Origin of the sequence: Clostridium sp. DMHC 10 (genome assembly GCF_001270375.1) — a bacterium.
GTDB classification, from domain to species: Bacteria; Bacillota; Clostridia; order Clostridiales; family Clostridiaceae; genus Clostridium_S; species Clostridium_S guangxiense.
In genome coordinates this window covers 828,973-846,846 of the sequence record NZ_LGVB01000015.1, presented here as the reverse complement: position 1 = coordinate 846,846, position 17,874 = coordinate 828,973, and the positions used below count along the sequence as shown (strand labels likewise).

Sequence of the window (17,874 nt, the reverse complement as noted above, 5' to 3'; positions counted from 1 at the left end):
TTAAATGAATTAGGGAGGGTTTTGAATTATGGAACAAAAAATTATTAATAAAAAAAGTCTTATTGTATTATTAGGACTTGCTGGATTTATAGTTATGGCTGATAACTGGGTAGTGTCTCCAATACTTCCAACTATATCTCAGAATTTAAATATAGACATAGCAAAGGCAGGATTACTAATAACAGCATATATGATACCTTTTGGTATTTTCCAAATTATTTTCGGACCTTTGGCTGATAGATATGGCAAAAAACAAGTAATTACATTTTCGGTGTTGGCATTTACAATTGCTACGGGTCTATGTGCTTTAGGTTCAAGCTTAACAAGTTTAGCTTTATTTCGTGCATTAACAGGAATTTTTGCAGCCTCAGTAATGCCTATATCACTGGCGTTAATAGGTGATGTTTTTCCAATGCAAGAAAGACAACAAGCAATTGGTACTTTTATGGGATTATCATTTCTTGGGCAAGGATTAAGTATGGCTATAGGTGGTACAATTGCATTTTTCTTAAATTGGAGAGGGGTATTTTTGATATATTCTATAATATCTCTTATTCCTGCAATTTTGTTAATTAAAAATTATAAATTATTACCTTCAGAAAAGAATCCTAATAGTCAAATTATAAAGCCTTATATAAAACTTATTTCTAATACTAAAAGCTTATTTACCTATATAATAGTGATTCTTGAAGGAATGTTTATAGTTGGAAGTTTTTCGTATACTGGTTCTTTTATTTCTAAGATATATCATTATAATAATCTTTACATTGGTTTCATAATGACTGGGTTTGGAATTATGTCAGTAATCGGTGGAAGAATGGGTGGGAAAATTACAAGTAAGATTGGTCAGCGTAAAGTTCTTAGTTTGGGTCTTATTTCAGCATCACTTGCTGACATTATTATATGCTAATCCCTTAGTTACAAAAACTAATAAGTCCTGAGTATTTGCCACGGCTGCAGTTTTACCGCATACACCATTTACAGTGCAGCCCTTACCTCCTGCAGCTTCCTGACATTGAAAACAAAACATATTTGACATAATGTGCCTCCTAATTTATATTTTTTATTTAATATTGCTACTTGTTAAATCCATGGTTTAATTATATTATTTAACTAGATACAATTCGGTATCTCAGGATACAAAAAGGAGAACATTAAAAAATGATTGACGCATATATAGATATAATTAAGGAATCTCTTTTATTCCGTGGTATAAAAAAGAAGAGATATACTCACTGCTGAAATGCTTAACACCAAAAATAAAAAGCTTTGGCAAAAATGAATCTATAGTAAATGCCGGTGAGTCAATTGACAAGTTTGGCATGATTTTAGAAGGTGAGGCCATTATCGTTAAAGAAAATGCCGAAGGAAATAGAGTTATTTTATCAGTTCTAAAAAAGGTGATTTATTCGGAGAGATGCTTGTCTTTTCAAGCAACAAGATATGTCCTGTAACAGTGTGGGCACAATCCCCCTGCAAGGTTCTATTTCTTACTAACTCAGACCTGATAACCAGGTGTGGAAATAATTGTTCCTGGCATATTTCCATGCTTCAAAACTTTATGAAGATGATATCTGATAAATCTTTAATGCTTAATAAAAAAGTTCAATATTTATCCATAAAAAGTATCCGGGGCAAGATTTGCACCTATTTGCTGGATCAATATAAGATTACGAAAAACGTAAATATGACGCTCTCATTAAAGAGAAACGAACTGGCCGATTTCTTAAATGTATCCAGACCATCTATGTCCAGGGAAATATGCCAAATGAGAGATGAAGGCATAATTGATTTTCATTTGTCAGCCTTTAGAATAAAGGATATGGAAGCTTTGAAAAGGTATTGTGAGTGAATAAATTTATAGGCATCGGTGGATATCCCATGAATCCATATTTTCCAAATATAAAAGCATAACTCCAAAATTCACAAGGCACTCTGTAAAGAAACAACCCAGAGTGCCTTTTTAAAATTTAATCCATAACCTCACTGACTCTTCCAACAATACCGCCCTCAAGCATTACTTTGATTCCATGCGGATGATTTGATGAGTTTGTAAGAATTTTAAATACAATTCCCTCAGTTAGTTTTCCGGTTCGCTGGTCCTGCTTTTGAACAACCTTTACCCTGGCACCAAGTTTAATATTTTCTCTTTTTGTACCATCCATAATCATTCTCCTTCTACTATTTTAATATATACTATATACCATCATGGGCCTCGAATTCAACCGCGCTATTAGTTTGAAGGAAAATGAACCACACTTTAATTTTCTAGGTAAAGTAGTTAAAAGTCCTTAATTCTTATTGCATTTATACAATTTGAAATGTATTCGTATTTCTTCAGACCCAAATCATGGTTAGAAACCACTTTCCAAGGATATGTTCATACGGCCTGATACAAGACGCCACACAATTTCAATTGTTATAATCTGAATAGGAATCATAGCAGTACATTTTATCAATCTTGCAGGTAGCAGTATCATTATACCTTTTCCTGTAATCATCCAAAGCCATACCGTATCTAATCCAAGATTAACAAATAGTGATATTATAATCACTGCAGCACTTATCCTAAATAAATTTACAGTTTTGTTGTATAGAAATGCCCCATAAACTATTCCGCTTAAAAACGCTGTAAATGTGAACCCCGGGAAATAAGCTCCTGACGGAAAGATTACCATTCCTATAATATCAGCTAACGCAGCTGATATTCCACTGGAAATAGGACCTAGCATTATGGCAGAAAGCGCTACAGGAAGAAATGTAAATCCTATTCTTATTATAGGAGTTTGAATAGAAATGAACCTGGTGAGAATAACTTCTAAAGAAATGAACAAGCTTAAATAGACTAGTTTCTTGGTATTTATATTTTTCATATTGAATATCTCCTCTCAATATCACCTGATTAATTACCCCTAAAGAGAAGGATATTCCCTTTAGTAGCGGAATGCGACAGAGGCAACGCAAATCAGTTAAGATCTTTCGTTCAGATGCAAACTTCCCGTCATCTGACACTTAACGTGCCCTGTCTACTCTACTTTTCTTTTATATCTTGTATTTGATGTGATTATTTCTTTTATTTATGGTATATTTTTCTTTTAAACTGCAGCCTGGCTTTGTTTGTTTTGCCCTTCTTTTTTAATTTCTGCTGGTTTCTTTTTTTTCAGGTATACAAACCAGTATACCGCTGCTACAAATATTCCGCCTCCCACTATGTTTCCAAGGGTCACCGGAATTAAATTGTTTACTGCAAAGCTACCCCAGTTGAGGTGTGCAAGTTTCTCAGAAGTTACCCCAAGTGTTATTGCAGCATCTGCAAAAGCCTTTGTGTTCTTTGCCATAATACCTGCAGGAATATAGTACATGTTTGCTACACTGTGCTCAAAGCCAGAAGTTATAAACAGCCATATAGGAAAAAACACTGCCAAAATCTTGCCCGCCATGTCTTTGGCCCCATAGCACATCCATACAGCAAGGCATACCAGCCAGTTGCACATTATTCCAAGGTAAAATGCTTGCATAAAGCTCAACCCTACTTTATAACTGGCAATTTTTATGGTCATTCCTCCAAGAAGTCCTGCACTGCTGCTGTACAATCCTGATTTATTCATCATGTATGCAATAAATACAGCTCCTGCAAAGTTGCCTAAATACACGAAAAACCAGTTCTTAAGCATAGCCTTTACATTTACTCTTTTATCCAAAACTCCTGCTATTATCATTGTATTTCCTGTAAAAAGCTCTCCTCCTGCAACTAATACCAGCATAAGCCCTGTTCCAAATATTGCTCCTGCTAAAGTCTTTCCAAGACCGTAGGTATCAGGTTTTGCAAACAGGTTATAAGCTGCCATATTCGAACCCTCTGCCGCAAAAGCTATGAAAGCTCCAGCTAAAATACCAAGAATAAACATGTTAAGTGCAGTTAATTTGGTCTTTTTTACCCCTGCCTCTATGGTATACTCCGCAATTTCAGCGGGGGTAAGATATTTTTGTTCATCCATATCAAATTCTCCAATATAACTCATATTCATAATATTGTTGCAAATAATAGTGATTGGACACTATTTTGATTAGCTGGAGAGTTAGTTCCAACCACTATTAATTAATTGATTAACTATAATCTTGTTCTCAAGGCTTTATCAATTCTTTCCAAAGCTTTTTCAATGTTTTCTACTGAATTTGCATAAGACAATCTCAGGTGGCCTTCGCCACAACTGCCAAAACTAGCTCCTGATAAAGTTGCAACCCCTGCTGTATTAAGAAGATAGCTTGCTATTTCCTTACTAGTCATTCCTGTTTCTCTTATATTTGGGAATGCATAAAAAGCACCTTCAGGTTTTTTACAAGTTATACCCTTTATAGAATTCAATCCATTAACTATAACCTAAATTCCACGTGCATTTTTTATTAGCTTAAAAGAACACTATTTCACGAAGAATTTAAACTGATACTCCCACATTGTAACATTATTTACCACCACCGAAGAAATAATTAATCCTAGTAGGTTTTAAATTGCCTACTAGGATATTTTAATACTGTTTTGCAACATATTAAAGGTACTAAAATTTTGACGCTTACATTTAAATACATCATATGTTAATGTTCAACGTTCCAATTAATCTAAGACATAACATTCTAGTGCCAATTTAAATACATCATATGTTAATGTTCAACTGGTTTGATTTAATGCAAAATATGGTTTCTGTTTAATTTAAATACATCATATGTTAATGTTCAACAATAAATAACATATAAAGGAGGATGATAATTTATGTATTTAAATACATCATATGTTAATGTTCAACATTTAATTTTTATTGTATCTTTTTGACATCTTTTTATTTAAATACATCATATGTTAATGTTCAACATAATATTAGAAGTATTGAATTTTTAATATTATAAATTTAAATACATCATATGTTAATGTTCAACAAGTAAAAAAGATTGAATTCATTGTTTTGAATTCATTTAAATACATCATATGTTAATGTTCAACTATTTGCATATTATACCAAGAGTAATCTTAAGCGGATTTAAATACATCATATGTTAATGTTCAACGGCAAGGTATGGTGAACAGGCAATGAATAAGATGAATTTAAATACATCATATGTTAATGTTCAACGAAGAATATTCTTTTTTCAATTCCTTTGTCATTTTAATTTAAATACATCATATGTTAATGTTCAACAATTGGCAAAAGATAAAACAACACGTTGGCATTTATTTAAATACATCATATGTTAATGTTCAACAAGAAATTATGGAAGTTCAATTAAAGGATTAAGTATATTTAAATACATCATATGTTAATGTTCAACTGACCATAAAAAAGTCAATACAATGCGTCTTTTATCGATTTAAATACATCATATGTTAATGTTCAACATAAGAGAATCAAAGAATTAGGAGGTAAAGGAATAATTTAAATACATCATATGTTAATGTTCAACAGTATTTATGTTGAAAATGTAAATACAATTAAATAATTTAAATACATCATATGTTAATGTTCAACGTGGCAGTAACTTATTTTGATACGTATTTACTTACATTTAAATACATCATATGTTAATGTTCAACAAGTTGAAGAAATAAAAAATATATTGGAGGAATTATTTAAATACATCATATGTTAATGTTCAACTAATATGAATCGAGTAACTTATACTCATTATGAACTATTTAAATACATCATATGTTAATGTTCAACGGCAAAACCTCTGTTTCTAAAGAAACTTTGGCACATTTAAATACATCATATGTTAATGTTCAACAAAGATAGATTTAAAGAATGGAATTATATTTGATAATTTAAATACATCATATGTTAATGTTCAACTTACGTCTTTTGCAAATACTGCTGTTCTTATTGCTATTTAAATACATCATATGTTAATGTTCAACTTTTATTATTGCTGTGCTGCTGTATTGCTTGCAACATTTAAATACATCATATGTTAATGTTCAACTTCCGTTTGGCCATTCCCAGCGTAAATTGATTCATAATTTAAATACATCATATGTTAATGTTCAACAAACGTTATATTCCGTTTTACAGAGTCTTTTTAATATTTAAATACATCATATGTTAATGTTCAACAGTTGAAATGTTTAATAAATAATATTAATATTATATATTTAAATACATCATATGTTAATGTTCAACTTTTATTATAGAAGGTGTTCAAAAATGTTTTAATTCATTTAAATACATCATATGTTAATGTTCAACTTAAAATGAAACTGGGGATGTAAATTTAAAAATATTTAAATACATCATATGTTAATGTTCAACGTTTATCGTCTACTATTTCAATAGGCTTCATGTAAATTTAAATACATCATATGTTAATGTTCAACGTGATGATACTATAATTACAAATAAATACAATAAATTTAAATACATCATATGTTAATGTTCAACTATTCATGAAGATTTTTGGCTCAATGGAGTTTGTATTTAAATACATCATATGTTAATGTTCAACGAAGATATCAGAAACAATTATAGTAGAATTTAAATAATTTAAATACATCATATGTTAATGTTCAACGTTCCAAATGGGGAATATGAGGCTATCTGTGTTGAATTTAAATACATCATATGTTAATGTTCAACTATGTGTAGAATAGGAACATTTAAGATGATAGTAAAATTTAAATACATCATATGTTAATGTTCAACAAATAAGACAGATTATATTACAAGAGATTAAAAAGATTTAAATACATCATATGTTAATGTTCAACATAAATATGCTTTTGGAAAAAAGGGGTTCAATAATCATTTAAATACATCATATGTTAATGTTCAACTTGCAAGCAAATGTGGCGGATTAATGTGGGCTGATGAATTTAAATACATCATATGTTAATGTTCAACTTGAACGGAGTAAAGGCAATAAAACAGAATGATTTATTTAAATACATCATATGTTAATGTTCAACCAAAATCGTAATCTCGCTGGTCATAGTCATTAAAGATTTAAATACATCATATGTTAATGTTCAACTTTAAGTGCAAGTCTTACTGAGTTAAGTGGTCTATATTTAAATACATCATATGTTAATGTTCAACGGTAAGTTTTATAAAGTATAAGAGACATTAAATCAATTTAAATACATCATATGTTAATGTTCAACGCTTTCCAACGTTCTAAGGTACATAGTCCTTTATAATTTAAATACATCATATGTTAATGTTCAACAGGTTACATTTCTATTTCAGTATCAATAAATAAAATTTAAATACATCATATGTTAATGTTCAACATTATGGAAGACTTAGATTTACATGAAGCAAAAAATTTAAATACATCATATGTTAATGTTCAACTTTCAACTCTAGTAATTAAATTAGTATTATTTATTATTTAAATACATCATATGTTAATGTTCAACCACTGTAAAATAGCCATTATTTATTTTTTATTATACTCTTTTAACCCGCATTAATAAAGGATTTCGCGGAAATTTTTCCAACCGATTTTCATTTTTTCAAAAAAGTATATAAAAAGTGCTTCAAGGTATTGATTTGCAATAGATTGAACCACCTTTATTCATTTTAATGGTTGGAAAAATTCATTTATTTATAGTCACTAAAATTGTAACTTAAAGTATTAAATCCTCTGTATTTTTTTCATTTATCCCTAAGGTTTCCTCATCAAAGCAATCACCATTTATGAGCTTTATTATCGTTACAAAGTCTGTACCTTCAATTATTTTATCGATTTCATTCTTCAACTTTATTAGATTGGCTGGGGTTATTGTACCCCTAAACACAGAATTTTGGTGATGGTAAAAATACTTCTTACATACCTTAAAAACCTTATTTACTCGCTTTTCATTTACATCGTAAAAAACAAAAGCATAATTAAAATTAAAGTTTTTCCGCATTAAACCATCTCCTTCAAGCTAAAGGGCTTAAATTCCTTACCTTCAAGTATAAATTTTATAAGCTTGTATCCATCCAATTTTATTGCAGTTTTGTAGGATATCTTTCTCTTCAATTTATTATGCTGAAAAACCTCATCAAATCTTTCTTCTATAGCTTGTACAAATATCTTTTTTCCAGCAGTATTTAATAAACAATAATTATATTTTCTATCAAAATGCTTTGTAACCTGAAGCTTTTTAGTATTGACCAGTTCAAATATAGTTTTATATACTATTGCTGGCTTAAATACTTCCGATAAATCCAAACTTAACGAAAATCTGCCCTCGGATGGCTCGTGTAGAAAACTTATAGTTTGATTTAAATGGGTATTGTAAATTTGAGCCACAGTTTTAGAATACAAAATAGAATTTCCAAAAGAAATAAGAGCATTCATAGGATTATCTGGCGGTCTCTTTACCCTTTTATTAAATACAAACTCCTCTGGAAGGAAATATTTAAAGTCACTATAAAATCTTTGCCAAACTTCACCTTCCACTCTAAGTATCTGTTTTATATTTATCTTATCATTTTGCAAATACAGAGGGACAGCCTTTTTTATCCAATCTAAAGTCTCCTTAAGTTCACTTTTGCCATGTCTGTAGTAATGATATAAAACCTCATATATGTTATCTGCAATCCCCTGCACAAAAGCCTTTGCTATTACATTCCTTTTATTTAAAAATGCCTCAGCTTGCTTTATAGTTAAGTTACCGCTTACAAGATTCTCTTTAGGGTAAAAAGTTCCGCTGTAATATCCGTAATAATTAAAAAAATGAATTGTAATACCTGCTTTAGCTGCCAAATCGAGGAATCTGCTGTTAACATTCACTTCATTCATACAGTATATTTCTTTTACCGATTCTATAGGCAAATAAGAATTACCCTTTTCATTTTTAAATAATATGGAATTATCTTTTCTTTTAATATCTCCCATACTCATAATATATTTTGTTCCACTGCTCACCATTTCCACTTCCTCATCAGCTTATTTTATAGATTGCCAATTATTCACACCGAATCCACAGCCTTTGAAAATTAAATGACTTAAATTTCATCCTAACACCTTATACATAACAGTATTCATAATACGCACACTTTTTGCACTTCTTAACTTCGTAGGTTTTAGGAGGCATATCACTTTCCATAAGTTCTTCCATATCTATCTTTAATTTTTCCAATTCTTTTTCCAGTTCTCCCGTAAGCTCAATATATATTATTTTTTTATTTTGCTTGTTTTTTTCTTCAAATTCAATTTTGCCTTTTCTCTCAATGCCTTTGTCCTTCAATATCTTTAAATATAGGAGTACTTGCCACTTCACAGCTTCTATGTCAGCATCAGATTTTTTTATTTCAACAAGATATTCATCAGTTATTTTATCTATTTTCACATTATCTATTGAAATTTCAGTATTCTTTTTACCCTCGCTTTTAAGCTCATGAAGAATTTTACCAATACGGACATCATCACTGTTATCTTCAAGATTGATTCTATTTCCATGAAGCCAAAATTGCCGTTTGCAGTGGAAATAATAGTTTATTAGCGTTCCATTTATTTTCATAACATATCACATCCAATTGTCTCACTTTTGTTTAATTTATCTCTATCAAACTTACCTTCTGTAAAATAATCTTCTCCATTTTTATATAATATATATTTCCAGCAAAATCATTGTATGAAATAGATAAATGTTTTACCTTATATATGAAATAATTCATCTTTTCATTTACTATAGAAAGCTTAACCTTCTTTTCGGCGTACCCAAGTTTGTTATCCTTTAGCAGTTCAACGTATTCCTCCCAAACTTCATACCCATTTAAGATTTCACTATTTTCAAGCTCTATATTTCTGCTTAAAAAAATTTGATACTCCTTATCCTCATCTTCTATAAGCTGCATCCTTTTTTCTATACCCTGGAAATCTAATTTTAAAATCATATCTTCTCTAAATTCATCAATATTTCTATCATTTTCTTTGCTTAAGCCTTTTTCTATTCTTTCCATAACTAAATCATAAAATTTAGAAAAATCTTTGTTTACTAGCATATCTCTTATTTCTTTATTTAGAAGCGTAATGTCTTTTTCCTTTCTATAATCTCCCTTATAAACATAAGTGGCTTTATCCAGATTAAAAAAATATACCATACCGCCTTCTGGTTTTTTACAGGAACGATTTATTCTTCCAAGAAACTGCTCCTCTGCATCCAATATAGACATATCCTTAAAACCGATGTCCATATCAATATCCACACCAGCCTCTATAACCTGTGTTGCCACAAGAATTATATTTTTTTCCGTTTTAACCTGTTTTATTATTTTATTTCTTTCTGCCTTATTATCATCACCTGTTATAAGCAGCAGCTTTCTTTTTAGCTTTTCACTTTTATTGATTTCAATCAAAGCTTTAAAGAAATCCATAGAAGTATTCTTACTTATAAATTCAATTAATATGTTCTTATTAGAATTTTTGATATAGCTATAACTTTTTCCTTTATTTTTTCTATTGGAGCTTCTTCGTTTAGCAATGAAAAATCTAATTTAACCCTATTCTTAAAAAGTGGATTTTCAAAATAGTTACTTCTATTTTTAATCAACTGCACAAAGCTCTTATCTGAATCAGTTAATTTATCAAGCCTTGGAAGGGTTGCAGACATTATTATTATTTTAATATTAAGTACCTCAGCATATTTTTTTAAGAATATAATTATTTCCTTCCAAAGATTGTTTCTATAACTTTGTATCTCATCTAGAATAACTACACTGTTTGCAAGATGTGCTATTAGGAACACTGCTTCTCTACTGTTTCCAAATAAATGAGTAAATAAATTTACGTGCGTGGTTAATACAATAGGATAATGAAAAAATTGTCTATCTAAAAGTGATTTATCATAATCTACCTTTCTCTTTAACTCTTTATTATATATTTCCTTATCGTCCTCTTCTTCATCCTCTGTCATTATTGGTGTTATAGAATTTATAACCGCTATTTCTCTTTTTATTTCCTTATTGTTTTGAAATATATCATCCAAAGAATTTTTAGTCTGCTCTACTAAAGTATTAAATGGAAATATATAAAAAATCTTATTTAAATTTTTACACTTTTCAAGCAATTTAAAAGCTAAATTTATTGAGGTATTAGTTTTTCCAGCCCCTGTAGGTGCTTCTAAATAAAATATACTCTCATTAATTGTTTTTTCTAAATTTTCCTCCGCCTCCAAAAACATTTCCGTCCTAAGTCTATTTATATCATTTTTCTTAAAAGGACTTTCTCCATTTCCCTTTAAAAATTCTTTATGAAGTTGTATTTTTTCATATATTTCGCTATTTTTATAAATAGAGTAGTACTTATTTATATCTTTAATGGTACCCATATAATCTATTTTTTTGCCAGTACTGTAATTTGAGGTTGCATAAAAATCAGAAGCTGTAAGAAGAGAAAAAAGAAGCTTTGAATAAATATATACTTCAATGGATTTCCACTTTTCATTCTTTTCAATATCTAACATTGCTTTTTCTATATTTTTATATACTTTTTCAAAAAAGCCATCAGATTTTTCTTTAATTTTCCCTCTATAGCTTCTATACAAAGCTGATTTTTCTTTATAATCACTAAACGCATCAAAAAACTTTTCTCTAAACTGTGCAAGGTTTTCTAATGTTCCATGATGCTTTGATATAATGTATGAATTTAAGGTTAAAAACAAAATGATTGTACTTGAACTACTTTTTTCTATGCCCTTAACCCTTTCTAAATAATAATCAAAATATATGCATGCAGAAAGCATTGAATGTTTAGAATGCACAGTAAGAGTATCTATATCCTTAAATTTCTCATTTTTCATTTTAAAAAGCTGAAATTGTTCATTAACCTTACCAATATCATGGATATATATTGCATTGACTATTAGTTCCTTCCAAAGCCCTATTGCCACTTTATCTGAAGGTTTAAAAAAACTTCCTTCGAGCCGCAAAAACACATCATCTAAATTTTTTTCTGCGCAGAGCTTTAAAAAATAACTATAGACTAAATCTATGTGATTTTTGAGCTTTTCTCTTCCATCTTTCTTTAAATGCGCATAAAACTCGTCTAAATCCGAAACATTTTTCTCTATATCAAATTTTTTTACATCCTCAAAATACATGGCTGCCTCCTAAAATAAAAATAGATTTTTATCGCCAGATGAATAAACCTTGCACTTCTCTTTTAATTCAAGTCTGGCATTAGTAAATACCATTCTCTCTGTTATATATTGATTTGTGCTTTCCTCTAGAAGTACAGGTAATCTTTCTTCGTATTTCCAAACAATCTCTTCTTCTTCAAATAAATCTAAGCTATCATTCTTCAATATTTCAAAGTGCTTTTTAAAAAACAAGCTATGAAGCTTATTAACTTCTTTTTCTTCATGAAGTTCTACTTCTTCTACCTCTTCTATATCAGCAAAATGATCATTTTTCCCAAGGTATGGCAGAAACACGAAGCTGCTTTTCTTAAAACTTCCTGCTATTTCCTCACCATATATATTTGGATTAAGCTCCACGTATATTTCCCAACGCGGTTTTTCAAGCCATTGCTCTGTAACTATTAAATTTCCTCCTGCTTCCTTTGAGGCATATCCAACGGAATTATTGAAGCTCTGCACTCTCTTAGGAATATAAGCTCTTTCATTTAAAGGCACTATAGCTATTTTTATATCCTTAAGCTTCTCATAAAACTCTGGATAAACAGTTTTTTTATCCTGCTGATTATAACCACTAAAGCCTAAGGCAGCACCGAGTATACCTAAAACTGCTATTTTGTGAATATTTCCATATGTAAAATACAAATATGTATTCACGTCTGGTTTCTTAAAAAAAGCCGTTTGTCCTTTCAGTGTAAATTTTAAAGCCTTCATGTTTTAGAGCACTTCCCTTGTAAAAATATTAAAATGCTTTGCCTTTTCTAGCGTATTTGCAAATTCAGTAGTTAGTGGATTATAGTATACTTCAATATTTAAAATTCTATCTGAAACCTTGCTTAATATGCTGTCAAAACCTAGAGTTATAATATTTTTATCTTCTCCTTTTTCAAAATGTATATATTGAGTTAAGTCTGGCAAATATAAATCTTCTTTTGTCTCAATGAAAATTGCAAGTTCATTTTCACAACCAAGCTTAGAATTTGTGTTAAAGGCTGTTGCTGATATTATTGCAGCTTCTTTAAATTTACTATAGTCTTCTTCTGTATATCCTTCTGTCACTTCCATTTTTACATAATCTTTATAGGCAAGTGGATTAATTACAAAAGGATAAAAATAATGTGCTTCGCTGCTTACAATTTTAGTTCCCAAGGTAGTTGAATTAGCAGCCTCTTTATCATCTTCTCCGCCAGTATTATTTTTTTCCTTGCTGGCATCCCTAAATGGTGATAATATTTGCTGCTCCTCAACGCTTGTATCTTCATATTTATTAAAGCCCTGACCTATCTGCACTGCCCCTGTTATAGCTATATTATTTCCTTCCTCTGCAAAGGTTGCTCCAAAATTTTTCACATCTACTGCACTAAATAAATTTGTAATAACTTTTTTACTATCCTTTTCTTTCTTTAAATCCTTCACCTCAAATATCTCTTCATATCTTTCTTTAAGAGATTTTGGTCTAACCTTTACGCCTTCCTTTTTATCCTCTTCAATTTTTAAGGATTTAATATACAGCACCTTTTCCCCTTTTTCATCCCACATTTTTTTCATTGGATATTTTAGTGCTTTATCACTTCCAAAAATTTCCCCATTAAATATAGACTTTGGATGCCCACTAAAATCGGCATTCCAATTTGCCATAACAGATTTTATTCCTATAACTCCGTAAACTCTTTTATTCATGATTTTTCCTCCCTCAGTTTCATTATTTTGATTTTCAACTTTATTTTTCTCATATATTAAATTGATGTAAAGATAACCTGCAACAAATAAATTTTCATTCAATTTTCCTTCTGGTATATATCCGCAAATCATTGACTGTAAATTTTTAAACCTCTTATTTACATCCCAAATGGCATAACTATATTTTCTCAGTAGATAAATTATTTCTTGTTTAAACCTTTCATTGCTTTTACAATTCAAGATAGGATTTATAAAAGAAAGATTTTTTTTACTTGATTTATTTAAGGATATTAAGTAACTAACAACTTGTCCCGCAGCAAAATAATACTCATCATCGCTTTCAAGACTAATTTCATTAGGATTTTCGCTATTGATTTTCCTTCTAAGCTTGTCTGCCAAACCTTTTAAGATATCTGCCATATTCTTCACTCCTTCAAAATATTCTAGTACACCATATCCAAGGTTATACTGTTCTTTTGCCCTGATTAAATTATTATTTCTAATTGAGTTCTTTATCAAACTCATTGTCAATTTTCCGAAGCTTTCTCTTATTACACTTGAATTTCCTTTATAAAACCATGCAAAAAAAGCTTCTCTATATATTAGCAAATTTTCCTTAACTCTAAAATCATTTAGTCTTATATCCTTTGGCTTTGTAAAATAATTGTTAGACAAAAATTTATTAAATAAAACTGCATTTATATTAGCTTCAAGTTCTTTAAGATTTTCTATCTTATCATGCTTTAAAGCTGGTTTGACATTTTTATAATCAATTGGGATAACCATTTGAATTTTTAGATTTTTGATTTTAAATCTCATTCCTACTATGTTGTCAAAATCGTGAATTTCAAGTTCTTTTCCTTTCTGTATTCTCAAAAAATATCCATTAAAATTATCTTCTAGGAATTGCCCCTTAGGCAGGCATTTTATTTTATCGTCACTTATATATACATTGTTTTTTCCTTGGTTTGCATTATTCATTAAGTAATCAAAAAACTTTTTTCTGCTTACTTACTTCTTCAGTTGATATTAAATATGGAAGTGTGTTTTTGCGTGATTTATTTTCAAGATATGGCTTTTTAGCATTAAGTCCCATATTGTCATTTGGGAGTCCATAAGTTATACCTCTAATATCTATGTTATATTGCGTACTGTTGTATATGTTAGGAATTATATATTTTTTGCTTTCTTTTCTATATTCCTCAATATCTGCTTCAAAAAATATTTTAAGATAATTTTTTTCCTTGTTTCCGTCTCCAATTAAAATTTTTTTATGTGTTCTTTGATCCAACTTTTTATTTTTTTGCAGCTTTTCTTCATTTACCTTGCCACATTCCTTTTCAACTTCCTCATACATACTCTTCTTGTTTTTATCTTTTTCATATTTTTTCATAGGATTTAAAAGTATATCATAGTATGTATCTATAATATCTTCTGTAAGCTTTTCCTTTATGCTGTCCTTCTTTATAAAAAAAGACAGATAATTATTGCTGTGAATCAATCTCTTATTTTCTATTGATTTATTTGTATCGAAAATTTTGACAAATAGTCTCTTTCAACAAAATAACCATAATATTCATAAGTTCTATCAATGTTATTTTTACTCACTTTCAATTCTTGCTCTATATCTCCATTATCATTTACCAAAAGATAAGTTCCTTCTCTTAAATAATAATCATCTAAGATATAATTTTCTTTATCTTCATCATAAATACTATAAAACTTATCAATGCAATCCTTGAGCATGTCTTCTCACCTCCTACATCCATTTGTAGTTTACATAACCGTATCCCCTGGCATTCATTTCCAAAATTCCTGTTCCAAGGGCCAGATAAGCAATTTCCTGAGCTGTTGAATTTCCTGCTACATATAGTGTTACTTTATCTCCAAGCAGCTTTACGCCCTTGTAATTAACTCCTATAGGTTTTTTATTATCAAAGCTAATCAGTGTAAATAGCTCTATATCTTTATCTATTTTTTCACCTAAGATTTGGGCATATTTTTTTATTAAGTTATCTGTCAATCTTTTTTCGAACTCTTCTACAGAATGATTGTTTTTCCAATAGCCTTCTTCAAATTTTTCTATGCATGGTGTAATACTATATAGTTTTTCTATATTCTTTTTAGGAACAACTCTTTTCTGTACTGTCAAAACTTTAAGCTTATCAGTATATTCATTAACAAGCACCTTTTCAAAATGACTGCACAGCTTTTCATCTACAGTTCTTATTTGAAAACTATATATTCTCCCTTTAAAATAAACTTTATTTCTTTCGATTGGGTACAATGCGTTAAATACATATTTTTTGTAAGTATTTGTTTCGTGAAATTCTGCCAATTCTGAATTTTTAGTAAAACTTTTATCTATTAGTTCTGCTATTGATTGAAGGACATTTTTTTCTTCTATATTTTCAAGAAGATATGTTTTTAGCGAAAGTTCATATACTTTTAGCAATTTTGTTCACCTCCCCTTATGATATTAAAATCTTAATTGTATAAAATATTTGCATTAAGTAAAAAAATTATGGAAGGACATTATTTGTTTATTACTTTTAAGAGTTTTGTAAATCACTTTGTAATTATATTGTATATCTCCATAAATGGAATTTCAATACTATTTTTAAAAAATATATAAAAAACTTTGATATAAATAAAAAAAGAAACAATCATACATCTTTTATGACCATTTCTTCTTTTATACATTTTATGTTGATGTTCAAACTCTAATAAAAAATAGATAAAAAACTTATTTAAATACACCATATGTTAAAGTTAATCAATAAATAGTTGCTTTTTATTTTATTATAACCAATTTTACTCAATTAATAAAGTACTCTCTTAAAATTGTATAACCTATAAGTGCATAAATAATTTAAATACATCCTTATATTCTGTTTGGTTCATTATTTTTTCTATTACTGAATATTTGGTTTTTGAAGTCCTATGCGTTCTCGCGCAAACTTTTATCTATTTTATTATAGTTTATTTGTTTGGAGCATTATTTTTTTAATTGCCGAATATTTTGTTCATGAAGTCATATGCGCTCTCGCGCAAACTCTAGATGTGTACATTCTATGTTAAAGTTCAACAGTCTACTATCTCCAGTAAGTATAGCAATATGGACAATTTAAATACATCCTATGTTAAGGTTCAACTGGCAATGGGAAGAATACGATTGGAATTGTGATAAATTTAAATACATCCTATGTTAAGGTTCAACGTGCAAGTGGAACTCCAATCTATAACCATGGTGGATTTAAATACATCCTATGTTAAGGTTCAACATTATTTCTTGCTTTGTAAGTCCTATAAGATATTATTTAAATACATCCTATGTTAAGGTTCAACTAAAAGAAAAAGTCCATGAGCTTGCAAATCTTCCGGGATTTAAATACATCCTATGTTAAGGTTCAACGTGTGATGTTTTAGAGCTTTCATCACATCCTCTAAATTTAAATACATCCTATGTTAAGGTTCAACTAATCATTTATTTGCTGAGCTGGAGAGGCTCAGTGAATTTAAATACATCCTATGTTAAGGTTCAACCTAAAGAAGTAACGGAAAATGTTAAAAAATCGGTATTTAAATACATCCTATGTTAAGGTTCAACTATTTCACAGATGCGTATTTAATGCTTAAGGGCAATTTAAATACATCCTATGTTAAGGTTCAACGGTTTAAACATATACTCAAATGATAGAATATCTAATTTAAATACATCCTATGTTAAGGTTCAACATCATACCAGATCATAGTGTTGTAATCATAAATATTTAAATACATCCTATGTTAAGGTTCAACAGTACATAAGGTAAAGGAAAGGAAGTAATTAAGAAATTTAAATACATCCTATGTTAAGGTTCAACTATAGGTGTTTCTGGTATAAGCAAAAATCAGTTTACATTTAAATACATCCTATGTTAAGGTTCAACCATACATCAAAATCATCCCTGAAAGTGTTGTAATATTTAAATACATCCTATGTTAAGGTTCAACATTAAACAGGCATATACATCTAAAACTTTAAGATCGATTTAAATACATCCTATGTTAAGGTTCAACTTAAAGATAACAGGAAA

At 29.3% G+C, this 17,874-nt stretch carries 16 protein-coding genes, 1 pseudogene, 2 CRISPR repeat arrays and 1 riboswitch (1 of these 20 only partly in view); of the genes and pseudogenes, 2 read left to right on the top strand and 15 right to left on the bottom strand.

The genetic code is table 11. The annotated features are described in order from the left end of the window. Positions 1–28 precede the first annotated feature (28 nt). The gene (locus AGR56_RS05925) at positions 29–910 is read left to right on the top strand and encodes an MFS transporter (protein ID WP_084756889.1); all 882 of its coding nucleotides are present in this window, start codon (positions 29–31) and stop codon (positions 908–910) included. On the opposite strand, the pseudogene AGR56_RS19385 reads toward AGR56_RS05925, so the two are convergent. Beyond that, positions 893–1,039: pseudogene (locus tag AGR56_RS19385) on the bottom strand (hypothetical protein); the annotation flags it as partial. The gene AGR56_RS05925 and the pseudogene AGR56_RS19385 sit on opposite strands and share 18 nt — an antisense overlap. Before the next feature lie 507 nt (positions 1,040–1,546). On the opposite strand from AGR56_RS19385, the gene AGR56_RS21470 reads away from it, so the two are divergent. Continuing rightward, positions 1,547–1,852 (top strand): helix-turn-helix domain-containing protein, encoded by a 306-nt coding sequence (locus AGR56_RS21470; RefSeq protein ID WP_242851339.1) that lies wholly within the window; start codon positions 1,547–1,549, stop codon positions 1,850–1,852. A gap of 118 nt (positions 1,853–1,970) precedes the next feature. Here the strand turns inward: AGR56_RS21470 and AGR56_RS05915 are convergent, their stop codons facing one another. From AGR56_RS05915 to AGR56_RS05855, 14 genes are all read right to left on the bottom strand, one after another. Next, entirely contained in the window at positions 1,971–2,165 is a 195-nt protein-coding gene (locus AGR56_RS05915; RefSeq protein WP_053241497.1) for a YwbE family protein, read from the bottom strand. A gap of 189 nt (positions 2,166–2,354) precedes the next feature. Then, complete coding sequence (locus AGR56_RS05910) at positions 2,355–2,873, bottom strand: folate family ECF transporter S component (RefSeq protein WP_053241496.1); 519 nt, start codon at positions 2,871–2,873, stop codon at positions 2,355–2,357. Positions 2,874–2,935: 62 nt separating this feature from the next. Further along, a riboswitch (THF riboswitch) is annotated at positions 2,936–3,036 on the bottom strand. 59 nt (positions 3,037–3,095) lie between these two features. Continuing rightward, positions 3,096–3,998, bottom strand: a complete 903-nt coding sequence (locus tag AGR56_RS05905; protein WP_053241495.1) for a formate/nitrite transporter family protein — start codon at positions 3,996–3,998, stop codon at positions 3,096–3,098. Between the two features lie 113 nt (positions 3,999–4,111). After that, positions 4,112–4,366, bottom strand: coding sequence for an aminotransferase class I/II-fold pyridoxal phosphate-dependent enzyme (locus AGR56_RS05900; RefSeq protein ID WP_053241494.1), 255 nt, complete (start codon positions 4,364–4,366; stop codon positions 4,112–4,114). 209 nt (positions 4,367–4,575) lie between these two features. Further along, positions 4,576–7,405: a CRISPR direct-repeat array (repeat unit 30 nt; unit sequence ATTTAAATACATCATATGTTAATGTTCAAC). 210 nt (positions 7,406–7,615) lie between these two features. Continuing rightward, entirely contained in the window at positions 7,616–7,900 is a 285-nt protein-coding gene (cas2, locus tag AGR56_RS05895; RefSeq protein ID WP_053241493.1) for a CRISPR-associated endonuclease Cas2, read from the bottom strand. After that, positions 7,900–8,907 carry a type I-B CRISPR-associated endonuclease Cas1b gene (cas1b, locus tag AGR56_RS05890; protein ID WP_053241492.1) on the bottom strand — a complete coding sequence of 336 codons (1,008 nt, stop codon included), beginning with the start codon at positions 8,905–8,907 and terminating at the stop codon, positions 7,900–7,902. The genes cas2 and cas1b overlap by 1 nt, the downstream gene beginning before the upstream one ends. Before the next feature lie 97 nt (positions 8,908–9,004). Beyond that, on the bottom strand, positions 9,005–9,499 hold the full coding sequence (cas4, locus tag AGR56_RS05885) for a CRISPR-associated protein Cas4 (protein WP_053241491.1): 495 nt from the start codon (positions 9,497–9,499) through the stop codon (positions 9,005–9,007). A gap of 31 nt (positions 9,500–9,530) precedes the next feature. After that, positions 9,531–10,355 (bottom strand): helicase-related protein, encoded by an 825-nt coding sequence (locus tag AGR56_RS21465; protein ID WP_242851338.1) that lies wholly within the window; start codon positions 10,353–10,355, stop codon positions 9,531–9,533. Between the two features lie 26 nt (positions 10,356–10,381). Continuing rightward, positions 10,382–12,079, bottom strand: coding sequence for a CRISPR-associated endonuclease Cas3'' (locus tag AGR56_RS05880; RefSeq protein WP_242851337.1), 1,698 nt, complete (start codon positions 12,077–12,079; stop codon positions 10,382–10,384). 9 nt (positions 12,080–12,088) lie between these two features. Next, on the bottom strand, positions 12,089–12,829 hold the full coding sequence (cas5b, locus tag AGR56_RS05875) for a type I-B CRISPR-associated protein Cas5b (RefSeq protein ID WP_053241490.1): 741 nt from the start codon (positions 12,827–12,829) through the stop codon (positions 12,089–12,091). Between the two features lie 3 nt (positions 12,830–12,832). Continuing rightward, positions 12,833–13,795: a type I CRISPR-associated protein Cas7 gene (locus tag AGR56_RS05870; RefSeq protein ID WP_053243287.1), complete on the bottom strand. Its 963-nt coding sequence runs from the start codon at positions 13,793–13,795 to the stop codon at positions 12,833–12,835. A 988-nt stretch (positions 13,796–14,783) separates the two neighbouring features. Further along, the gene (locus tag AGR56_RS20725; RefSeq protein ID WP_053241489.1) at positions 14,784–15,296 is read right to left on the bottom strand and encodes a hypothetical protein; all 513 of its coding nucleotides are present in this window, start codon (positions 15,294–15,296) and stop codon (positions 14,784–14,786) included. Positions 15,297–15,307: 11 nt separating this feature from the next. Beyond that, positions 15,308–15,541 (bottom strand): hypothetical protein, encoded by a 234-nt coding sequence (locus AGR56_RS20095; protein WP_053241488.1) that lies wholly within the window; start codon positions 15,539–15,541, stop codon positions 15,308–15,310. A 13-nt stretch (positions 15,542–15,554) separates the two neighbouring features. Next, positions 15,555–16,250: a CRISPR-associated endoribonuclease Cas6 gene (locus tag AGR56_RS05855; protein ID WP_053241487.1), complete on the bottom strand. Its 696-nt coding sequence runs from the start codon at positions 16,248–16,250 to the stop codon at positions 15,555–15,557. Positions 16,251–16,854: 604 nt separating this feature from the next. Next, positions 16,855–17,874: a CRISPR direct-repeat array (repeat unit 30 nt; unit sequence ATTTAAATACATCCTATGTTAAGGTTCAAC) (it continues 2,868 nt past the right edge of the window).